Annotated in this window: 20 protein-coding genes; 6 read left to right on the top strand and 14 right to left on the bottom strand. The window is 59.7% G+C overall.

Annotated features, from left to right (window positions below; genetic code table 11):
• Positions 1-292 precede the first annotated feature (292 nt).
• Positions 293-1,180, top strand: coding sequence for a protease HtpX (htpX, locus tag ACI77I_RS14390; RefSeq protein WP_083359430.1), 888 nt, complete (start codon positions 293-295; stop codon positions 1,178-1,180).
• 171 nt (positions 1,181-1,351) lie between these two features.
• On the opposite strand, the gene ACI77I_RS14395 is transcribed toward htpX, so the two are convergent.
• Positions 1,352-2,008, bottom strand: coding sequence for a thiopurine S-methyltransferase (locus tag ACI77I_RS14395; RefSeq protein WP_406997812.1), 657 nt, complete (start codon positions 2,006-2,008; stop codon positions 1,352-1,354).
• A gap of 104 nt (positions 2,009-2,112) precedes the next feature.
• On the opposite strand from ACI77I_RS14395, the gene ACI77I_RS14400 reads away from it, so the two are divergent.
• Positions 2,113-2,880 carry a DODA-type extradiol aromatic ring-opening family dioxygenase gene (locus tag ACI77I_RS14400; RefSeq protein ID WP_406997813.1) on the top strand — a complete coding sequence of 256 codons (768 nt, stop codon included), beginning with the start codon at positions 2,113-2,115 and terminating at the stop codon, positions 2,878-2,880.
• A 1,317-nt stretch (positions 2,881-4,197) separates the two neighbouring features.
• Here the strand turns inward: ACI77I_RS14400 and ACI77I_RS14405 are convergent.
• The 3 genes from ACI77I_RS14405 to zwf are packed head-to-tail and all read right to left on the bottom strand — an operon-like array spanning position 4,198 to position 7,047.
• Complete coding sequence (locus ACI77I_RS14405; protein ID WP_094950854.1) at positions 4,198-4,863, bottom strand: bifunctional 4-hydroxy-2-oxoglutarate aldolase/2-dehydro-3-deoxy-phosphogluconate aldolase; 666 nt, start codon at positions 4,861-4,863, stop codon at positions 4,198-4,200.
• 17 nt (positions 4,864-4,880) lie between these two features.
• Entirely contained in the window at positions 4,881-5,594 is a 714-nt protein-coding gene (pgl, locus tag ACI77I_RS14410) for a 6-phosphogluconolactonase (protein WP_094950853.1), read from the bottom strand.
• A complete protein-coding gene (zwf, locus tag ACI77I_RS14415; RefSeq protein ID WP_406997814.1) occupies positions 5,581-7,047 on the bottom strand; it encodes a glucose-6-phosphate dehydrogenase in 1,467 nt (488 codons plus the stop codon). The genes pgl and zwf overlap by 14 nt, the downstream gene beginning before the upstream one ends.
• Before the next feature lie 219 nt (positions 7,048-7,266).
• Here zwf and ACI77I_RS14420 point away from each other — a divergent pair, with 219 nt between their 5' ends.
• Complete coding sequence (locus ACI77I_RS14420; RefSeq protein ID WP_176462929.1) at positions 7,267-8,127, top strand: MurR/RpiR family transcriptional regulator; 861 nt, start codon at positions 7,267-7,269, stop codon at positions 8,125-8,127.
• Between the two features lie 217 nt (positions 8,128-8,344).
• Here the strand turns inward: ACI77I_RS14420 and ACI77I_RS14425 are convergent, their stop codons facing one another.
• The 10 genes from ACI77I_RS14425 to ACI77I_RS14470 form a co-directional block, all read right to left on the bottom strand.
• A complete protein-coding gene (locus tag ACI77I_RS14425; RefSeq protein WP_094950850.1) occupies positions 8,345-9,190 on the bottom strand; it encodes a D-hexose-6-phosphate mutarotase in 846 nt (281 codons plus the stop codon).
• 222 nt (positions 9,191-9,412) lie between these two features.
• Positions 9,413-10,759, bottom strand: coding sequence for a carbohydrate porin (locus ACI77I_RS14430; protein WP_094950849.1), 1,347 nt, complete (start codon positions 10,757-10,759; stop codon positions 9,413-9,415).
• Between the two features lie 84 nt (positions 10,760-10,843).
• Positions 10,844-12,004, bottom strand: a complete 1,161-nt coding sequence (locus tag ACI77I_RS14435) for an ABC transporter ATP-binding protein (protein WP_094950848.1) — start codon at positions 12,002-12,004, stop codon at positions 10,844-10,846.
• A 2-nt stretch (positions 12,005-12,006) separates the two neighbouring features.
• On the bottom strand, positions 12,007-12,852 hold the full coding sequence (locus tag ACI77I_RS14440; protein ID WP_094950847.1) for a carbohydrate ABC transporter permease: 846 nt from the start codon (positions 12,850-12,852) through the stop codon (positions 12,007-12,009).
• Entirely contained in the window at positions 12,845-13,753 is a 909-nt protein-coding gene (locus ACI77I_RS14445) for a carbohydrate ABC transporter permease (protein ID WP_094950846.1), read from the bottom strand. The genes ACI77I_RS14440 and ACI77I_RS14445 overlap by 8 nt, the downstream gene beginning before the upstream one ends.
• A gap of 89 nt (positions 13,754-13,842) precedes the next feature.
• Positions 13,843-15,129: an ABC transporter substrate-binding protein gene (locus ACI77I_RS14450; RefSeq protein ID WP_094950845.1), complete on the bottom strand. Its 1,287-nt coding sequence runs from the start codon at positions 15,127-15,129 to the stop codon at positions 13,843-13,845.
• A 104-nt stretch (positions 15,130-15,233) separates the two neighbouring features.
• Complete coding sequence (locus ACI77I_RS14455; protein ID WP_406997815.1) at positions 15,234-16,493, bottom strand: AGE family epimerase/isomerase; 1,260 nt, start codon at positions 16,491-16,493, stop codon at positions 15,234-15,236.
• A gap of 255 nt (positions 16,494-16,748) precedes the next feature.
• Positions 16,749-17,573: an ATPase gene (locus tag ACI77I_RS14460; protein WP_094950843.1), complete on the bottom strand. Its 825-nt coding sequence runs from the start codon at positions 17,571-17,573 to the stop codon at positions 16,749-16,751.
• Positions 17,574-17,700: 127 nt separating this feature from the next.
• Positions 17,701-18,699 carry an NAD(P)-dependent oxidoreductase gene (locus tag ACI77I_RS14465; RefSeq protein ID WP_094950842.1) on the bottom strand — a complete coding sequence of 333 codons (999 nt, stop codon included), beginning with the start codon at positions 18,697-18,699 and terminating at the stop codon, positions 17,701-17,703.
• A 98-nt stretch (positions 18,700-18,797) separates the two neighbouring features.
• Positions 18,798-19,694, bottom strand: a complete 897-nt coding sequence (locus ACI77I_RS14470) for a LysR family transcriptional regulator ArgP (RefSeq protein WP_406997816.1) — start codon at positions 19,692-19,694, stop codon at positions 18,798-18,800.
• Positions 19,695-19,794: 100 nt separating this feature from the next.
• On the opposite strand from ACI77I_RS14470, the gene ACI77I_RS14475 reads away from it, so the two are divergent.
• From ACI77I_RS14475 to ACI77I_RS14485, 3 genes are all read left to right on the top strand, one after another.
• Positions 19,795-20,196 (top strand): ACT domain-containing protein, encoded by a 402-nt coding sequence (locus tag ACI77I_RS14475; protein WP_094950840.1) that lies wholly within the window; start codon positions 19,795-19,797, stop codon positions 20,194-20,196.
• A gap of 5 nt (positions 20,197-20,201) precedes the next feature.
• Positions 20,202-20,801: a LysE/ArgO family amino acid transporter gene (locus ACI77I_RS14480; RefSeq protein ID WP_406997817.1), complete on the top strand. Its 600-nt coding sequence runs from the start codon at positions 20,202-20,204 to the stop codon at positions 20,799-20,801.
• Positions 20,802-20,979: 178 nt separating this feature from the next.
• Positions 20,980-21,576, top strand: coding sequence for a superoxide dismutase (locus ACI77I_RS14485; RefSeq protein WP_094950838.1), 597 nt, complete (start codon positions 20,980-20,982; stop codon positions 21,574-21,576).
• Positions 21,577-21,742 lie beyond the last annotated feature (166 nt).

The raw sequence follows: 21,742 nt of genomic DNA on the forward strand, positions 1-21,742 counted from the left end.
TGTACGACCGGCATTCGGTCGTACAGCGAGTATCTGGCAACACTTCTCTGCGCTACACCCCTCTCCCGCTATCGCTGCACACCATGGACCGGTCAGCCCCTTGCAATTACGGGACGCGAAGGCATGAGTGTAGTGACCTATGCTTGCTTTGCAGGTCGGAAAATCCCTTCAAGGCGCTTCATTCTTGCTGTAGGACACAGTTTGAAATAGTCGCTCGGTTGAATCACCCCAGGCCGCACCTTATATACCCCGCAGTACGCGACATATTAAGCATGAGGAGAATTCTACAACCATGATGCGCATCCTGCTGTTCTTGGCCACTAACCTGGCGGTCGTGCTGATTGCCAGCATCACCCTGAGCCTTTTCGGCTTCAACGGGTTCATGGCGGCCAACGGGGTTGATCTGAACCTCAATCAGCTGCTGGTCTTCTGTGCAGTCTTTGGTTTTGCCGGTTCGCTGTTCTCGCTGTTCATCTCCAAGTGGATGGCGAAGATGAGCACCAGTACCCAGGTCATCACCCAGCCACGCACCCGGCATGAGCAATGGTTGCTGCAAACCGTTGAGCAACTGTCCCGCGAGGCCGGCATCAAGATGCCTGAGGTCGGGATCTTCCCGGCCTATGAAGCCAACGCCTTTGCCACCGGCTGGAACAAGAACGACGCGCTCGTTGCGGTGAGTCAGGGCATGCTGGAACGCTTCTCCTACGATGAAGTGAAGGCAGTACTGGCCCACGAGATCGGCCACGTGGCCAACGGCGACATGGTCACCCTGGCGCTGGTACAAGGCGTGGTGAACACCTTCGTGATGTTCTTCGCGCGGATCATCGGCAACTTTGTCGACAAAGTGATCTTCAAAAACGAAGGCGGCCGTGGCATTGCCTACTTCGTGGCAACTATCTTCGCCGAAGTGGTACTGGGCTTCCTGGCCAGCGCAATCACCATGTGGTTCTCGCGCAAACGCGAGTTCCGCGCAGACGAAGCCGGTGCCCGCCTGGCCGGTACCGGGGCGATGATTGCCGCGTTGCAGCACCTGCGCTCCGAACAGGGCCTGCCGGTGCACATGCCCGACAGCCTGACCGCGTTTGGTATCAACGGTGGCATCAAGCAAGGCTTTGCACGCATGTTCATGAGCCACCCGCCGCTGGAAGAGCGGATCGACGCACTGCGTCGCCGGGGCTGATAGCTAGGCAGTGACACTGGAGGGGGCGATCTGATCGCCCCTTTTTTGTGGGTGCTTGAATCGCCATCGCGGGCAAGCCCGACGCCCACAGGGATCTGCTCAGGTTCACATAAACTGTAGACGAGGCGGTCGATGCGGGAGCCGGGCTTGCCCGCGACGGCGATAAGAGGGTCAGTACTTTGTCAGTTGGTACACACGCTCTTCCAGCCGCGTGACGCCGTCCTGCACGAACTTCCAGCTCTCGCCCAGGATGTCTTGCTCTTCCACCACCTGCGCAGCCCAGTGCGGCCCCAGCAACACCTTCACCTCATCATCGATCACCGCAAAGGGGGGGCCGGCCTTTTTTGTCTGGTCGTAGTCGAGGGTGATCAGCAGCCCCTTGCAACCCGATCCCAGAAGGCCGTTCAGATGCCGAGCATATTGCGCCCGCATCAACGGCGGCAACGCAATCAACGCTGCGCGGTCATAGAGCGCAGTGCAGTCAGCCACTGCCTCGGCGCCCAAGGCAAAGAAGTCACCACACCACACCTCGACCAGATCAGCCTGGTACACCTTGAACACGCCTCTCTGGCTGATCCTGGGCACAAGCCCTTGCTCACTGAAGAACGCCTCCACCGCCTGCTCAGACAGCTCCACGCCCAGCACGCGATACCCGCAACTGGCCAGCCACATCAGGTCCAGGCTTTTGCCACACAGCGGCACCAGCACCTTTGCCGCCTCCGGCAGCGTCAGTTGCGGCCAGTGGCGCTGCAAGTAGGGGTTGGCCTCGGGCAGATGAAAGCCGATCTGGTTACGTGCCCAGCGCTCTTGCCAAAACTTAGGCTCCATGGAATCACCCTGAAAATTCGATCAAAAAGCGCTAAAACTTATATTAGATTTAGATCAATGATCTGATTGAAGATGGGCCTATGTTAACGCTCAGGACCCCACTTATGCTCCCCAGCCTGTTTATCTCCCACGGTTCGCCCATGCTTGCCCTGCAACCCGGCGCCAGCGGCCCGGCGCTCAAGCGCCTGGCCGCGCAATTGCCACGGCCCAAGGCGATTGTGGTGGTGTCGGCGCACTGGGAAAGCCAGGAATTACTCGTCAGTGGCAGCGCCGCCCCGCAAACCTGGCACGACTTCGGCGGCTTCCCGCGCGAACTGTTTGCGGTGCAATACCCTGCACCGGGTAACCCGCCGTTAGCCGCTGAGATTGTCGAATTGCTCAACGCCGATGGCCTGAATGCGCGAATTGATGATCAACGCCCGTTCGACCACGGCACCTGGGTGCCGCTGTCGCTGATGTACCCAGCGGCAGATATCCCCGTGGTCCAGGTTTCCTTGCCCAGCCGTATGGGCCCTGCCCTGCAGACCAAGGTCGGGCACGCACTCGCCAGCCTGCGCGAGCAAGGCGTGCTGTTGATCGGCTCCGGCAGCATCACCCATAACCTGGGCGAGCTGAACTGGCAGGCCGGACCTGAGAGCATCGAGCCTTGGGCACGGGATTTTCGTGATTGGGTGGTGGATAAACTCGCCGCTAACGATGAAACGGCCTTGCACGATTACCGTCGCCAGGCGCCCCATGCGGTGCGCAGCCATCCCAGTGACGAGCATCTGCTGCCGCTGTACTTTGCGCGCGGCGCTGGTGGCGAATTCAGCGTGGCGCACCAAGGCTTCACCCTGGGCGCACTGGGCATGGACATCTACCGCTTCGGCTGACGGAGATCTAAAGGTGGGAGCTGGCTTGCCTGCGATAGCGGTGTATCAGTGAAAGATACGCTTACTGATGTACCGCTATCGCAGCATAGGCATCTACACAACTTTTTGTGTTGCTTTTAGCCTGCGATGGTTTAGGTAGATTGAGTACATATCCGTTGCTGCGGTAACGGCGACTTAGGGTTCCGCCCTTACGGCGGGTCACTTTTGGAAAAGAGCCCCAAAAGTAACCAAAAGGGCTCTTGCCCCACCACTCGGTGCCTCGCCTAGGCTCGGCATGCCCTCACTCCGGCTTGAATCCGTGGGCCGCCGCCATGGGCCATCCTTGGCCCATCGCGGCTAACCCGGCGTCCTGCCGGGTTACCCACGGATTCAAGCCTGCGTTCGGCCAGCGTGGTTTAACGGGGCGCCTCAGATCAAGATCAAAAGCAAGATCAAAAGCAAGAGCACGGCGGCCTAGTAGCCGACCTGAGTGGTTGAAGCAAAAGCAGGGCAAAAGCACAGCAGCACACTCTCTGTCTGATGTGCCGAGATCCAACTGTGGGAGCAAGCCCGCTCCCACAATTTTGACCGAGTTTAGCTGCCAGCACCGTGGCGCTCTGTTTTTCTGTGGGAGCTGGCTTGCCTGCGATGCAGGCACCTCGGTGTATCAGGCATAACCAGGTGATGCCATCGCAGGCAAGCCAGCTCCCACATTAGATTGAGTTCAGTTTCAAATATCAGGTCGGCTGTCAGGCCGCCTTGGCTTCGCTTTTGATTTAACCACTCAGGTCGGCTACTAGGCCGCCGTGCTTTTGCTTTTGATCTTGATCTTAGGCGCCCCGTTAAACCACGCTGGCCGAACGCAGGCTTTGGAGCGTGGGTAAACCGGCAGGACGCCGGTTTAGCCGCGATGGGCCAAGGATGGCCCATGGCGGCGGCCCCCGCTCCAAAGCCGGAGTGAGGGCACACCGAGCCTAGGCGAGGTGCCGAGTGGTGGGGCAAGAGCCCTTTTGGTTACTTTTGGGGCTCTTTTCCAAAAGTGACCCGCCGTAAGGGCGGAACCCATAGCAGCCGTTACCCAAATAACGGATATGTACCCAGCACCCCCGCGACAACCAAAGAATTCAACCCATAAAAAGATGTGTAGATACCTATGCTGCGATGGCGGTGGGTCAGCCACATTGCAGTGGCAGTTACACCTCTATCGCAGGCAAGCCAGCTCCCACAACTGATCGGCGTTGAATTCAAGTTTTTCTACAGGCAAAAAAAAGCGGCACACCGACCAAGTGCGCCGCAAAAATGCCGTTAAGCACAGCAACAACGATTCGGTAAATCAGCTCAATCCAGCAGCGCCAGCGCCTGTGCGGTGACTTCTTGGATGCGGGCCCAGTCGCCGTTCTTGACCCATTGCGGGTCGAGCATCCAGCTACCGCCCACGCACATCACGTTTTTCAACGCCATGTAGCTCTTGATGTTGGCCGGGCCAACGCCGCCGGTTGGGCAGAATTTCACTTCGCCGAACGGGCCGCCCAGGGCCTTGATAGCCGCTACGCCACCGCTCACTTCAGCCGGGAACAGCTTAAAGCGGCGATAACCCAAGCCATAGCCTTCCATGATGCCGGAGGCATTGCTGATGCCCGGCAGCAGCGGGATCGGGCTATGCACCGAGGCTTCCAGCAGGTCGCGGGTAATGCCTGGGGTGACGATGAATTGCGAGCCGGCTACTTCCGCCGCTTCGAGCATGTGACGGTCGAGCACGGTGCCGGCACCGGTGCACAGTTCAGGGCGTTGCTCGCGCAGTACCTGAATAGCCTTGAGGCCGAACTCGGAACGCAGGGTCACTTCCAATGCGGTCAAACCGCCCGCTGCCAGGGCATCGGCCAGCGGCAAGATGTCCTGTTCGCGGGCGATGGTGATCACCGGCAGGATCCGCGCCTTGGCGCAGAGGCTGTCGATCAAGGCAACTTTTTCCGCCATGGACACGGTCGGTTGAGGGCTTTTCATAGCGGCTGATCCTTGGCTCATGGGCACCAGTAAATCTCTAAAGTAGGTTGCAAAAACGCGCGAATCGGCATGGCAGCAACGTCGTCACTGGCCAGCGCGGCGCTCAAGGTGGTCAATTTCGAGCTGCCGGCAATCGACAGCACGGTGTAGTGGGCCGTGGCGAGCAACGCGCGACTCATGGTCAGGCGCTGGTGCGGCACGGTCGGCGCCAGCATCGGCCAGCAACGGCGGGTACCGTCGGCCTGCAGGGCTTCGGTGAGGTTCGGGCTGTTGGGAAACAGCGACGCGGTGTGGCCGTCATCGCCCATGCCCAGTACCAGCACATCAATGGCTGACAACTCTGCCAACTGGCGGTCGGCCAGTTCGGCGGCGTCTTCAAGGTTCGCGGCAACGTTGTACAGGCTGAGGAACGTGGCCTTGGCTGCCGGGCCTTGCAGCAAATACTTCTTCAACAGGCCAGCATTGCTGTCGGCGTGCTCTACCGGCACCCAGCGCTCGTCGGCCAGGGTGATGGTGACCTTGGACCAGTCCAGGCTCTGCTTGGCCAGGTTCTGGAAAAACGCCACGGGGCTGCGGCCACCGGACACGACCAGGGTGGCCTCGCCACGGGCACTGATGGCCCCGCGCAGTTGCTCGGCCACGTCATTGGCCAGGCCGTCCGCCAGCAGCACGGGCGTACGGTACTCATGGGCAGTCACGCCCTGAGGCAGTTTCAATTCAGATATCGCCATACCACGACCTCCCATCCCGCGTGATCAGTGCAATCGAGCTCATCGGCCCCCAGGACCCAGCCGCATAAGGCTTGGGCGCATCACCGGATTTTTTCCACCCGGCGATCAACTGGTCACACCACTTCCACGCAGCTTCGATTTCATCTTTGCGAACAAACAGGTTCTGATTGCCGCGCATCACTTCCAGCAACAACCGCTCGTAGGCATCAGGGATGCGCGCGCTGCGGTAGGTGTCGGAAAAATTCAGTTGCAGCGGGCCGCTGCGCAATTGCATGCCCTTGTCCAGGCCCTGCTCCTTGGTCATCACACGCAAGGAAATACCTTCGTCCGGTTGCAGGCGGATGATCAGCTTGTTGCTGATCTGCAGGCGCTGCTCGGGGGCGAAGATGTAGTGGGACGGTTCCTTGAAGTGGATAACGATCTGCGACAGCTTTTGCGGCATACGCTTGCCGGTACGCAAGTAGAACGGCACCCCGGCCCAACGCCAGTTGCGGATATCGGCACGCAGGGCAACGAACGTCTCGGTGTCGCTCTGGGTGTTGGAATTCTCTTCTTCCAGGTAACCCGGCACCGGCTTGCCGGCGCTGTAGCCGGCGATGTACTGGCCACGTACCACTTGGGTGGTCAGGCCGTCTGGGCTGATCGGCGCCAGGGCCTTGAGCACCTTGACCTTCTCGTCGCGGATGCTGTCGGCGGACAAGTCGGCCGGCGGGTCCATGGCGATCAGGCACAGCAGCTGCAGCAGGTGGTTCTGGATCATGTCGCGCAGCTGGCCGGCTTTGTCGAAGTAACCCCAACGGCCTTCGATGCCCACCTGCTCGGCCACGGTGATTTCCACGTGGGAGATGTAGTTCTGGTTCCACTGGGTTTCAAACAGGCTGTTGGCGAAACGCAGCGCAATCAGGTTCTGGACGGTTTCTTTGCCCAGGTAGTGGTCGATGCGGTAGGTGCGGTTTTCCGGGAAAAACTGCGCCACGGCGTCGTTGACTTTGCGCGACGACTCCAGGTCCGAACCGATGGGTTTTTCCAGGACGACGCGGGTGTTTTCCGCCAGGCCGACCGTGGACAAGTTCTCGCAGATCGCGCCGTACACCGCCGCCGGGGTGGCGAAGTAGGCAATCAGGCGTTGTTCGGTGCCGGCGCTCTCTGCCAGGGCGAGGTAGTCGTCAGCCTTCAGGAAGTCGACGTGCAGGTACGTCAGGCGAGCCAGGAAACGCTGGGCGATGGTTTCGTCCAGTTCCTTGCCGACGTATTTACGCAGTTCTTTTTCGATATGCGCCAAGTGCTGCTGCTCGGAGCCGGCTTCACGGGCCAGGGCCAGGATGCGCGTGTCGTCGTGCAGCAGGCCTGCGCCATCGAGTTGATAGAGGGCAGGAAATAACTTGCGCAGCGCCAGATCACCCAACGCGCCAAACAGGGCAAAGGTGCAGGGTTCTACGGTTATCGAAGGCATGATGTTTGTTCTTTTATCAAGTTAAGCTACAAATACCTTTTTTCAAGGCATCACTCAAGGAAAAATGTAGTAATAACCACAACATTTTCCCAAAATATGCATTCCGAGTGGTGGTGTTCAGCTACCCTCAGTAGGATAGGCCACCGCAAAGGGCCACTCGTCGATTGGTTACCGCCCTATAGTTGCATCGTCGCCCGAAGGAAAGACTGAATGGACCGCGTGCGAAATCTTCTGGAACAAATCCGGAACCGCCTCGAAGAATTGAACAAGGCTGAGAAAAAAGTCGCCGAGGTCATCCTGCTCAACCCGCAGCAGGCGACCCGCTTCTCGATCGCAGCCCTCGCCCAAGCCGCCTCGGTCAGTGAACCGACGGTCAACCGTTTCTGCCGTTCGTTCGGCGTCAGCGGTTACCCTGAACTTAAATTGCAGCTGGCGCAAAGTTTGGCCAGTGGTGCGGCGTATGTCAGCCGCGCCGTGGAGGCCGATGATAACCCTGAGGCCTACACCCAGAAGATCTTTGGCAGTGCCATTGCGTCACTGGACAGCGCCTGCCAAGCCTTGGACCCGGCGCTGATCAGCAAGGCCGTAGACCTGTTGATCCAGGCGCGGCAGATCCACTTCTTCGGCCTGGGCGCCTCGGCGCCGGTGGCCATGGATGCGCTGCACAAATTCTTCCGCTTCAACCTGGCCGTGACCGCACACGCCGACGTGCTGATGCAGCGCATGCTCGCGTCGGTGGCGCATACGGGTGAGCTGTTCGTGATTATTTCCTACACCGGACGTACCCGTGAGCTGGTGGAAGTGGCGCGTATCGCGCGGGAAAACGGCGCATCGGTACTGGGCGTAACCGCCGAGAACTCGCCGCTGGCCAAGGCCAGCACGGTGAGCCTGAACATTCCGCTGCCGGAAGACACCGACATCTACATGCCGATGACGTCGCGGATTATCCAGCTGACGGTGCTGGATGTGCTGGCAACGGGCATGACGTTGCGCCGTGGCGTGGATTTCCAGCCGCATTTGCGCAAGATCAAAGAGAGTTTGAATGACAGCCGGTATCCGGTTGGGGATGAGTTTAACTAGTTCCAGATCGTTCCTATGCTCTGCGTGGGAATGCATCCAGTGACGCTCTGCGTCACGACTTCAGAGCGTCCAAGGTGGCATTCCCGCGCGGAGCGTGGGAACGATCAAATCTCTGCCAGCAGTACCGCCGCCATCGCGGGCAAGCCCGCTCACACATTTGGAATGCATTCCACTGTGGGAGCCGGGCTTGCCCGCGATGAGGCCATAAGCCACACCGCTAAACCCCTGCCCTGGCCTGCAGACTCAAATGTGCCCTCTCCCCCGGCGCCAAACTGGCCCCAGCCATCGCCGACTCCACGCACACAAACCCTGACGCCTCGTTGAAGCTCACGCCCAACAGTGGCCGGCTGCCCGGGTGCCACACCACCGTGTCGGCACTGTCGCCAGTATCAATGCACAGCTCGCGCTGCCAGGCGTGGTCTTTGAGGTGCAGCTCGCCGTCATGCTGGAACACTCGCTGGCAACCGCCGTCCACGCGTAACTCGCCTTCCTGCTGGCAAACCTGGCGATTGAGCTGGTCATAACCTTGCGCTCCATCGAGCCCAGACAGCGCTATCTCACCGACATTGCCGATCCGCCAATAAGCGTGCAAAGCATGGCTTAACTGGCACGGCAACTCGTCCTGATGCTCTGTGCACAGGCGCAGTTCCAGGGTTTCGCCCAGGTGCGCGTGCAGGTCGACCTGCCAGTCGCACAGCTGCAATTGCCAATGCAGGCGCACGCCATCGTCGTCGGTACTGCTGTCGAGCAGTTTCCAATCAATCAGCCGCGCCCAGCCATGGGACGGCCACGCGTTTTCACTCGGGTGGCGCCCATACCATGGCCAGCACACCGGCACGCCGCCACGGATGGCGCCGACTTGCGGCCACTTGGCCGCGCACCACAGCCAGGGTTTCTGGCCACGGGGTTGAAAATGCAGCAGTTGCGCGCCCTGGCGACTGAACACCGCCTGGCACAGCGGATGGTCGATCACCAACACATCGCGCATCTGAAAGCGCTCCCAGGCGAACACCGGACGCTCGCGCAGGGATTTGAAAAAACGTTGCAGCGGATGCTCATGCATGTGCCACGGTCCTGAAATTCATTCTCGCTCAAACCTTGGTTCCCCTGTGGGAGCTGGCTTGCCTGCAATGTGAGCGACTCGGTTTGTTTGAATGACCGAGGCGATGCCATCGCAGGTAAGCCAGCTCCCGCAGGAGTTGTGCAGCGTGCTGCCCAAAAAAAAGCGGATAGCCATGGCTATCCGCGAAATGCGCACAGAGAGAAGGAGCTTATCGCAACAGCGTTAGAACGTAGACTGAATTTTCAGGCCCGCTACCAGCGCGTTGTCGACTTGGTTCACGCCACCTGGGTGGACGACGTATTGCAAGTTAGGACGCACGGTCAGCCAATTGGTGACGTGGACGCCATAGTTGAGCTCGACGTTGTACTCGGTGTTACGCAGTGGCGCGTAACCCAGTTGGTCGTAATCGGTGAAGCCGCCAGCGGCATTGAGCAACTCGGCGTTTTTCTTCACGTCACTGTTGGCATGGATACGCGCAACACCGATACCGATGTCATCTTTGGCGCGCGCGTCGAATGGGCCTTTATACACAAGCATCAGCGACTGGTAGTTGTCGACGACGTTGGTGTCTTTGTCGTGGAAGGTCACGTTGGCCGCGATGTTCAAGCCGCGTGAAGCGTCGCCATTGTGCGTGGTGAGCTGCTGTTGAAGAACGCCCCAGTAGCCGCTCTTGCTGCTACGAACGCGGAAGGCCGCGCCGGTGGTACCAGCGTCGTTACCGTTGACGTCTTCACGTACGTCGGTAGCGTCGGCGGTGCTCTTGTAGTAACCCACACGGTATTCGCCCGGCAGGCCATTGACCTTCGGCGACCAGACCAATTCCACCGGCAATACGGTGCCCTTGGTGCCACTGCCGCTGAGTTTGAAGCCGTTGCCGTGCTCCAGTTGCGATGGGTTCTGGTTGTAAGCACCGATTTGCGCATACAGCTCAGGCGTGATGTTGTACTTCACGCGGATCGCGGCCTGGCTGACCGGCCAGTTGTACCAGGTGTTAACGTAGTTACCCACTTGCGAGCCGCAGAACGACAGGTTCTGGAAGTCGCATGGGAAGGTGTTGAAGTCTTCGCCTTCACCGAAGTAACCGAGTTTGACGTCCAACTTGTTGTCGAACATCTGGTGCTGAATCCAGAACTGGGTCAGACGCACCATGTGGCCTCGGCCATCAACTTCTTGAGACGAACTCAAGGTGCCGGCACGCGGGTCACCAATACGGTCATTGGAAATGTTCGCGCCGTTACGATTGGTGAGTTGGATCTTGGCCTGGGTGTTATCCCAGCCAAACAGCTTTTGCAGATCCAGTGCTACGCCCAGACCGAACTGGTCAGCGTAACGGGCAGTTTTGTCGTCGTTGTAGCCGCCGCGCAGGTTGGCGCCCACTTCCCCAACGTAGTCAGCCTTGATGTCGATACCTTGCTCGATGAGCTTGGTCCGCTCGCCGCCCCAATCGCCGGTCATCCACTTGGAGTCGGCGCTGAATGCATCGGCCGCCATCGCATTGGCGGACAATACCAGGGCTGCTGCTGCTGACAGTTGGCAGATCAGCCGGGTGTTGTTGTGTTGCTTTTTCATCCCTACATCCTCGTCTTTATTGTTATTAAACTGTTTTTATCTAACGCGGGTTACATTTTTATCTAAAACAACAACTTATCTGCATTAGCGGCCTTTGAATTGGGCCACATTGTCGGCATGCCCGTGTGCAGGCAATGAAGCAGCAGCGCCCAGGCGCTCGCCGGTTTTGGCGTCGAACAGCAAGACCTTGGCCGGGTCGAACTGCAGGGTCAGGGTCTCACCCACCTGCGGTGCCACGTCGGGTGCCAGGCGGCAGCAGACTTTGGTGTCGTTGAGTTGCACGAATACCAGTGTGTCCGGGCCAGTCGGCTCGGTGACCTGGACTTCGGCACGAATGCTCGACGAACCATTACCTTCACCCGCCGCCAACACGATCTGCTCCGGGCGCAGGCCCAGGATCACGTCACGGTCTTCAAGGCCGGTGTCATTCATGCTCAGCGGCAGCTCGCAACGGGCCTGGCCGCTGTCGAGCAGCGCCACCAGATGACCGTCCTTGCGCTGCAGGCGCAAAGGAATGAAGTTCATCGGAGGTGAACCGATAAAACTTGCCACAAAAAGGTTGGCCGGGTCGTTGTAGATCTCTTTCGGCGTGCCGAACTGCTGGATGATGCCGTCCTTCATCACCGCCACTTTGTCGCCCAGGGTCATCGCTTCGATCTGATCGTGGGTGACGTAGACAGTGGTGGTTTTCAAGCGCTGGTGCATCAGCTTCATTTCGGTGCGCATCTCGACGCGCAGCTTGGCGTCGAGGTTGGACAGCGGTTCGTCGAATAGGTAGATCTTCGGCCGACGCGCCAGGGCGCGGCCCATGGCAACACGCTGTTGCTGGCCACCGGACAGTTGGCCTGGCTTGCGGTTAAGCAGGTGCTCGATCTGCAGCAGCTTGGCCACGCGCGCCACTTCAGCGTCGATATCCGCCTGAGGCATCTTGCGGATTTTGAGGCCGAACTCGATGTTCTCGCGCACGCTCATGGTCGGGTACAGGGCGTAGGACTGGAACACCATGGCGATGTCACGGTCCTTGGGGCTCATGCCGCTCACATCCTGATCACCGATCATGATGGCGCCGCCGGTAATGGTTTCCAGACCGGCGATGCAGTTCATCAGCGTGGACTTACCACACCCCGAAGGGCCGACCAGGATCAGGAATTCGCCTTCCTTGATCGACAGTTCGATGTTCTTCAAGGTGTCGGGCAGGCCGGCGCCATAGGTCTTGTTTACATTGCGAAGTTCAAGCGTAGCCATGATTACCCCTTGACCGCGCCGGCCGTGAGGCCGCGCACGAAATACTTGCCTGCGATCACATAGACCAGCAGGGTCGGCAGCCCGGCGATCATCGCCGCCGCCATATCCACGTTATATTCCTTGGCCCCCGTGCTGGTGTTGACCAGGTTGTTCAGCGCCACCGTGATGGGCTGCGAGTCGCCGCTGGAGAACACCACACCGAACAGGAAGTCGTTCCAGATCTGGGTGAACTGCCAGATCAGGCAGACCATGATGATCGGCGTCGACATCGGCAGAATGATCAGCCGGAAGATGGTGAAGAACCCTGCACCGTCCAGTCGTGCCGCCTTGATCAGCGCATCCGGAATGCTGACGTAGTAGTTACGAAAGAACAGTGTGGTAAATGCCAGCCCGTAGACCACGTGCACAAACACCAGGCCGGTGGTGGTGCTGGCCAGGCCCATCTTGCCGAGGGTGAAAGAGGCCGGCAGCAGCACGGTCTGGAACGGCAGGAAGCAGCCGAACAACAGCAGGCCGAAGAACAGCTGCGAACCACGGAAGCGCCAGAACGACAGCACGTAGCCGTTCAATGCGCCGATGGCAGTGGAAATCAGCACCGCCGGAACGGTGATCTTGATCGAGTTCCAGAAGTAGCCATCGACGGTGGCCCAAGCTTTTACCCAGCCGATGCCGGTGACCACGGTGGGCCAGCTCAGCAGGTTGCCGGTGCTGATGTCTTCCGGGGTCTTGAAGCTGGTCAACAGCATCACTACCAGCGGCACCAGGTACAGCAGCACAGCAAGGATCAGCACCGTGTAGATCGCGATGCGACTCAGGCTGATGGTTGGTTTGGAAGCGAGACTAGTCATTACGCTTGGTCCTCAGCTCGGAGTACAGGTAAGGCACGATGATCGCGAGGATCGCACCGAGCATCAGGATTGCACTGGCAGAGCCCATGCCCATCTGGCCACGACTGAAGGTGAACGAGTACATGAACATCGCGGGCAAGTCGGACGAGTAGCCCGGGCCACCGGCGGTCATTGCCGCAACCAAGTCGAAGCTCTTGATGGCGATGTGCGCCAGGATCATCACCGCACTGAAGAACACCGGACGCAGGCTTGGCAGTACCACGCTCCAGTAGATACGCGGCAGGCTCGCGCCGTCTATCTGGGCGGCACGGATGATCGACTGATCAACGCCACGCAGGCCAGCGAGGAACATCGCCATGATGAAGCCGGAGGCTTGCCACACGGCAGCAATCACCAGGCAATACACAACGCGGTCCGGGTCGATCAGCCAATCCAGGCGAAAGCCTTCCCAGCCCCAGTCACGCAGGAGTTTGTCCAGGCCCATGCCCGGGTTGAGCAGCCATTTCCAGGCAGTACCGGTGACGATCATCGAGAGCGCCATCGGGTACAGGTAAATGGTGCGGATAAAACCTTCGCGGCGGATTTTCTGGTCGAGGAAAATCGCCAGGGTCACGCCAATCACCAAGGTGATGCCGATAAACATCCCGCCAAAAACAGCCAGGTTCTTGCTCGCTACCCACCAGCGGTCGTTGTCAAACAACCGCGCGTATTGCGCAAGCCCCGCCCATTTGTAGCTTGGCAGGAACGTGGAAGTGGTGAACGACAGAACGAACGTCCACAGGATGTAGCCATAAAAGCCCACCAGCACGATGAGCATGCTGGGCGCCAGCACCAGTTTAGGGAGCCAGCGCTGCAGTGCATCGAACGGCGAGGCCTTGCTGAACACAGCAACAGAACTCATGGGAAAATCCAGTACAGAGAAAAGGACTACAGGAACAAGCCTTGTGAGGGGTCAGGGGGTTTCCCCTCACAAGGACCAGCTGCTAACCGTTACTTGGCAGACTTGATCGCAGCGCCGAGTTTCTTGGCGGTGTCGGCCGGGTCGGCTTTCGGGTCGTTGATGAAGTTGGTCACGACATCAAAGAACGCACCTTGCACAGCCAGGGTGGTGGCCATGTTGTGCGCCATGCTTGGCTGCAGGCCGCCGGTTTTGGCGTCTGCCAGGAAGTCTTTGGCAGCGGTCTGGGCGCAGGAGTCGAACCCGTACGATTCCATTTTGTTCAGCATGTCGACCCGAACCGGAATCGAGCCTTTGTTGATGCTGAAGACTTTCTGGAAGTTCTCACCCAGCACGACTTTGGCGATGTCCTGCTGACCGGCAGCAGTGCCTTTGTCTTTCTGCTTGAACACCGCCAGGGAGTCGATGTTGTAGGTGAAGGCTTTGTCGGTGCCTGGGAAGGCTACGCACTCGTAGTCTTTACCGGCGACTTTCTTGGCGGCAGTCCACTCGGACTTGGCCCAGTCACCCATGATCTGCATGCCGGCCTTGCCGTTGATGACCTTGCCTGCTTCGAGGTTCCAGTCCTGGCCTTTGCCGTCGACGTCCATGTAGGTCGCGACTTTCTTCAGCTCGGTGAGGGACTTGACCATTTCAGGACCGGTCAGCGCAGCGTTATCCAGGTCGACCAGGGCTTTCTTGTAGCCATCAGCCCCCATCACCGACAGTACGACCGCTTCGAATACGGTGCTGTCCTGCCAAGGCTGGCCACCGTGGGCGAGCGCAATGAAGCCCGCGGCCTTGAGCTTGTCACCGGCTGCGTAGAATTCTTCGAGGGTGGTCGGGTTCTTGGTGATACCGGCTTTCTTGAAGACTTCCGGGTTGATCCACAGCCAGTTAACGCGGTGGATGTTGACCGGTACGGCGACGTAGTCACCTTCGTACTTCACGGTGTCGGAGACTTTCTTGTCGAGCAGGGAGTCCCACTTTTCTTCTTTGGCGACGTCTTTGAGCACGTCGGTGTCGAGCAAGCCGGTGGACGCCCATTCCTGGATGTCGGGGCCTTTGATCTGGGCAACGCCGGGTGGGTTGCCGGCGACTGCGCGGCTTTTCAGCACAGTCATCGCGGTGGCACCACCGCCACCTGCGACGGCACCGTCTTTCCAGGTGAAGCCGTCTTTTTCAACTTGGGCCTTCAGGACATCTACAGCCGCCTTTTCACCGCCGGAGGTCCACCAATGCACAACTTCAACCGTCCCTTTCGAGTCGGCGGCAAATGCACTGAGGGGAAACAACGAGGCAATGGAAATAGCAACGGCGAGGCGATTAATCGCGTTCATCTGAGTACCTTTTCTTGTTGTTATGCATGCAAGTCTAGAGCTTGCGCTGCACGGAGTTTAAACAGGGATTTTCCAGGCGCAGGTAACAAAGGGACGTACAAATGTCACCACTTGGTGACATAGCAGCCCTGCCCTAACGCACTGGTCATGCTGGGTGACAAGGGTAGCGCAGGCAGCACCACCGCTTGCCAGGCGTGATAAAGGTCCGGTTTACCGCCCCAGATCTTGCTGCTGGGTTGGTTGTGTGGGCTGAGTTCGTGGTGCCAGCTGCCACGGATGCGGTCGATAAAGTGGCTTTCGCAGAACTCCCAGAACCGCCGATACCAGGTTTCGTAATGCAGCTCACCGGTGCGCTTGAGCAACGCTTGGGCGGCGGCGCTGGCTTCGGCATGGGTCCAGTGCAGGCGCTCGCGCACCACCGGGCGGTGGTTCCAGTCCAGAGTGTAGACGATGCCGGGCGCACCATCTACGGCCCAGGCGTATTCGCAGGCGCTGGCGAACAGGCCTTGAGCATCGGTTACCAGCCAGTCCGGCGTGGCCAACCCGGCTTGCAGGCGCGCGGCTTCCAGGTGCAGCACCAGCCGCGCCCATTCAAAACCGTGGCCGGGGGTGATGCCATAAGGGCGGAAACCGTCGGCAGGGTTGTCTTCGTTGTAGCCGAGCAGTGGCTTCCAGTGGGCGTCGAAGTGCTCAATGACCATGAACTGGTTGCCGGCGGCGTGGGTGTGGATAACACGTTCGACGATGCGCAATGCGCGGTCGAGCCAGCGCGTGTCACCGGTCACATCGGCCAGGGCCAGGAATGCTTCGGTGGCGTGCATGTTGCTGTTGGCGCCGCGATAAGCCTCAACACCGCTCCAGCCCTGGGCAAAGGATTCGAGCATGACGCCTTCCTCCTCGCTCCAGAAGAACTGGTCGATGATGTGCACGGCGTCGTTCAAGAGGTTTTGTGCACCGGGCGCGCCCGCCACCACCGCCGAACTGGCGGCCAGGGCGACGAACGCATGCAGGTAAGCGGCCTTGCCACGGTTGCCATCCACGGCATGGGGCGCGGCAAACCAACCGCCGTGCTCGCTATCGCGTAATGGCCCGCTGAGCGCCGCAACGCCGTGCGCCACCAGGTCGGCATAACCGGGCAACCCCATGGCGTGGGCCATGGCGAAGCTGTGGGTCATGCGGGCGGTGTTCATGGTTTCGGCGTGGGTATCGGCCGGCAGTTGGCCGTTGTCGTCGAGGTTGCCGAAGCCATCTGGCAGGCGCGAGGCCTTGGCGAATGCCAGCAGGCGCAGGCCTTCGTGGGCGAGCCAAGTGTGATGGGCAGGTGCGTTCAGCCAACTGCTGGCAGGCAGTGGTTGCGTGGTCATAGGTAGCCCTTATTATTTTTTATGGGATGACCGGAGTCTAAACAAGGGTGAGATCAGGGCAAGTAACGAAGGGGAACGGAAATGTCACCAGCCGGTGACAATTCAAAAGATGGTCCTGTCTAACTCTGAACCCACTCTAATTGTGGCAGCTGGCTTGCCTGCGATAGCGGTGGGTCAGTTACAAAAGCATGAGCTGACAGATCGCTATCGCAGGCAAGCCAGCGCCCACAGTTGAAAGCCGGTTTACACCTGCTATCACTGCCCCAGAGGCCTGATCTTCGCTGGCGCGTTGAGCTGTTGCTGCAGGTTTTGCACTTGGCTTTGCAGGGTGGTGATATTGCGCGTGGTCTGGATGCGGAACACATCAAACTCTTTATTGGTCGGCGCATCGCTGTTAACCGTCGGGTTGTCCTGCGCGCTTTTGAGCACCACGAGGTCCTGTTCCAGGCGGGCAATGGCCGCGCTCGGGTTGCCCTGTTTCTTCAGGGTGGCCACGTCGGCAGACAGATCCTTAACTTCACCTTGCGCCGCTTTGAGGGTTGCCACTGCGTCGGTCAGCGCCTGCACCTGGCCCTGCAACTTGGCATTCGCGCTCGACAGGTCGGCGGTGCTGGCGGTCATTTGTGCCAGGCGCTGGTCCAGTTCGGAGGCCTGGCCGGCGACGCCGACCTGCTGCTTGCCTTGTTCCTGCAACTGCGCTTCCAACTGCTTGATCTGCAACTTGAGCGCTTCACTGCCGTTGTTCACGCTGGCTTGGCTGGCCACCACCTTGCCGGAAATATCCTGCAGGCGCCCCGCCGCTTCTTCGCTGATGCGCGCAAAGCTTTCCTGGGTAGCGACCAATTGCTGGCCCATCAGGGAAATCTGCTGGAAGCTCCACCAGGCAAGACCCGCAAAGGCGATCAACAGCGCGCCGACCAAAGCCCACAGCGGGCCGGTGCTGGCGCTCTTGACCTTGACCACCTTCGGATTGCGCGAGCGCACCGACGTGGCGGGGCTCGGCTCGAAATCATCATCGTCCCCGATGTCGGCCCGCAGGCTGGGAACGTTGTCGAAATCGTCTTTAGCATCGTTACGCATGAATCAACCCTGAATCGGTGAGATAGCTACCTGAAAAGCCGAGCAGCGCGAGTATAAACCGCGCTTGCGCCGCACTGATCGACCCGGAACCGCGAATTCGGTTCCCGAAGTGTTGCCGGGTGTGAGCTTACTGGCGCCCCGGAGCCTGGGCTCGCCACCAACTGCAGAACTCGTCGAGTGCAGTCCATAAGCTGACCTTGGGCTCGTAGTCGAGATAATGCCTCGCCCGGCTGATATCGAGCGTGAAATCTTTGTTCATCACCTGCATGCCCAACCGCGACAGTGACGGCTCCGGGCGCCCCGGCCACATCGCACAAAATGCCTCGTTCAACGCCGCCACGCTGTAGGACAAACCGTAAGAGCGATAACGCGTGACTTGGGGCATGTCCATCTGGCGCATCACGTAGTTGACCACATCCCACACCGGCACCGGCGTGCCGTTGCTGATGTTGTAGGCCTTGCCCAGCGCCGAACCGGTGGCCAGCAAACTGCTCAGCAGCGCTTCATTGAGGTTGTGCACGCTGGTGAAGTCGACCTTGTTCAGGCCGTCGCCGACGATAGCCAGGCGGTTCTTGCGCTGCATGTTCAACAGGCGCGGGAAGATGCTCATGTCACCGGCACCGGTAACAAAGCGCGGGCGCAGGGCCAGCACTTCCAGGCCGAACTCCTGGGCGCCGAACACTTTCTGTTCCGCCAGGTACTTGGTGGCGGCGTAGGGATGCTTGAAGCGCTTGGGCACTTGTTCTTCCGTCAGGCCGAGGTGGTCGCGCCCGTCGAAGTAGATCGACGGCGATGACAAGTGCACCAGTCGCCCGACGCGCTGCTTGAGGCAGGCTTCAACCACGTTTTCGGTGACCAGCACATTGCCTTGATGGAAGTCCTGATACTTGCCCCACAGCCCGACGGCGCCGGCGCAATGCACCACGGCTTCAACATCGCGGCACAGGTGGCGCACCAGATCGGCGTCGTTCAAATCACCCTGGATAAACTCGGCGCCGCGCCGTACCAGGTGCTCCACACCTTCGGCGCGCCGCCCGTTGACCCGCACGTCCAGGCCTTGCTCCAGGGCGAAACGCGCAAAGCGCCCGCCGATGAAGCCGCTTGCGCCGGTGACCAGAATCTTCATGTAGCCTCCTACGGATGCAGCTGCCAGCGTCAAGCTTCAAGCCACAAGTTAAAAACGATCCGCAAGCTTTTCTCTTGCAGCTTGCAGCTTGACGCTTGTTACTGCTGATAGGGCACCAACCATTGGCCACAGGCCTGGGCCAGATGGTCGGTCAACAGGCCCAACAACTGCCCGCCACTGCGCCAATGATGCCAGTACAACGGCACATCGATGGGCTTATCTGGCAATAACTCGACTAATACGCCGGTTTGCAGCTGGTCGCGCACCTGTAATTCCGGCACCAGCCCCCAGCCCAGGCCGGCTTCCGTCAAGCGGATAAAGCCTTCGGAGGATGGGCATAAATGGTGTTCGAAACCGCCGTCCACGCCCAAGGACGCCAGGTAACGGTGCTGCAGGAAATCATCCGGGCCGAACACCAGCGCCGGCGTTCGCGCCAATTGATCGGCACGCACGCCCTCAGGGAAATGCCGCGCAATAAAAGCCGGGCTGGCCAGCGCGCGATAGCGCATGGCACCGAGCAACAGGCTGCGCGCGCCGCCCACGGGGCGCTCGCTGGCGCAAATGCAGGCCGCCACTTCACCGGCGCGCATGCGTTTAAGGCCCACAGTCTGGTCTTCCACCACCAGGTCCAGCAGCAAATGCTGCTCGGCGCAAAAGTCGCTGACGGCCTCAGCCCACCAAGTGGCGAGGCTGTCGGCATTCAGTGCGATGCGCAGGCGCTCGGGCATGCCCTCCTCGTCCAGCGCCGGCACCTGGCTTTGCAGGTCGCGCTCGAGCAAGCGCACCTGTTGCACATGGTTGAGCAGGCGCCGGCCGATTTCGGTAGGTGTGGGCGGTGTGGCCCGCACCAGCACCGGCTGGCCGACACGCGCCTCAAGCAACTTGATGCGCTGGGAGATCGCCGACTGCGACAACCCCAGCACCTGGGCGCCGCGCTCAAAGCCGGCCTGTTCCACCACCGCCGCCAGGGCGGAAAGCAATTTATAGTCGAACATCAGTTTCTCTAATGGGCGATCAGCAATATTGGTTTTTCTTATACAGCCTAGCCCATGAGAATGACCAGCATTGAGTCTCTCTCTATTAAGGAACCCACACATGGCTGGCGAAACCGCCCTGGCAACCCTGCTGCGCAGCATGAGCCCACAGCTCAATGAGGGCGATTATGTGTTCTGCACCCTGCCCGACAACCGTATCCCCCCCGGCTGCGAGGTGATCGGCAGCTTCCGCGAGCAGGAAGGCCTGACGTTGATCCTGGACCGCCAACACGCTGAACAGGCCGGATTGGCCTTCGACTATGTCGCCGCGTGGATCACCTTGAACGTGCATTCGGCCTTGGAGGCGGTAGGCCTGACCGCTGCCTTCGCCAGCGCCTTGGGCAAGGCCGGCATCAGTTGCAACGTGATCGCCGGCTTTTATCACGACCACCTGTTTGTCGGCCGCAGCGATGCTGAGCGAGCCATGGATGTATTGCGCCACTTGGCAGCAAACGCGGAGTAAAGGTTATGTGGCAAAGCTACGTGAACGGGCTGCTGGTAGCCCTCGGCCTGATCATGGCGATCGGCACCCAGAATGCGTTTATGTTGGCGCAAAGCCTGCGCCGTGAGCATCACCTACCGGTGGCGGCGCTGTGCATCGTATGTGATGCGATTCTGGTGGCTGCCGGGGTATTCGGCTTGGCCACAGTGCTGGCACAAAACCCGCTGCTGCTGGCGGTTGCCCGTTGGGGCGGCGCGGCGTTCCTGTTGTGGTACGGCACCTTGGCGCTGCGTCGCGCGTTTTCCAAGCAAAGCCTAGGTCAAGGCGAAAACCTCAAGGTGCGTTCCCTGCGCGCGGTGTTACTCAGCGCCCTGGCGGTGACGTTGCTCAATCCGCATGTGTATTTGGACACCGTCTTGCTGATTGGCTCTTTAGGCGCTCAGCAAACTGAACCCGGCGCCTACGTGGCCGGTGCGGCCAGCGCGTCGTTCCTGTGGTTCGCCACCCTGGCATTAGGCGCCGCGTGGTTGGCGCCGTGGTTGGCACGCCCTGCTACCTGGCGGCTGCTGGACCTTTTGGTGGCGGTCATGATGTTCAGCGTGGCGTATCAATTGATCAGTGCTTGATGAATATTCCAAAACGCTCTGGAACCTCTATCCCACACAGTTGTTGCGTGGTTTTGCCGCACCCCCGGTGCTATGATCCGGACCCTGCGCCGCAAAGAGTACAAACTCCCCGGCGCTTGTTTGGCCGCCCGTGATCGGCCTTGCGCTCACCGCAACTGACCTGATTAGGAGAATCATCATGGCTTTCGAATTGCCGCCGCTGCCCTACGCACACGATGCCCTGCAGCCGCACATCTCCAAGGAAACCTTGGAATACCACCACGACAAGCACCACAACACCTATGTCGTGAACCTGAACAACCTGGTGCCAGGCACCGAGTTCGAAGGCAAGACCCTGGAAGAAATCGTCAAGTCCTCTTCGGGCGGCATCTTCAACAACGCCGCTCAGGTCTGGAACCACACGTTCTACTGGAACTGCCTGGCGCCAAACGCCGGCGGCCAACCAACCGGCGCACTTGGCGATGCCATCAACGCTGCGTTCGGTTCGTTCGACAAGTTCAAAGAAGAATTCACCAAGACGTCCGTCGGCACCTTCGGTTCCGGTTGGGGCTGGCTGGTGAAAAAGGCTGACGGTTCCCTGGCCCTGGCCAGCACCATCGGCGCCGGCAACCCGCTGACCAGCGGCGACACCCCGCTGCTGACCTGCGACGTCTGGGAACACGCTTACTACATCGACTACCGCAACGTGCGTCCAAAGTATGTGGAAGCGTTCTGGAACCTGGTCAACTGGAAGTTCGTGGCTGAGCAGTTCGAAGGCAAGACCTTTACTGCTTAAGCACACCTTGCTGTACCGCTGATCACTTGTGTGATTAATCAATAATCCGTGATCTGCTTAAAAACCGGAGCCCCGCCAAGGGCACCGGTTTTTTTATGCCCGCCGCACACCCTCGCCCATCGCTGCTATTAAACAGCCCGGTCTATAGCCAATCGCTATAAAAAAC

The sequence above is a fragment of the Pseudomonas sp. D47 genome (genome assembly GCF_045447305.1).
Lineage (GTDB): Bacteria > Pseudomonadota > Gammaproteobacteria > Pseudomonadales > Pseudomonadaceae > Aquipseudomonas.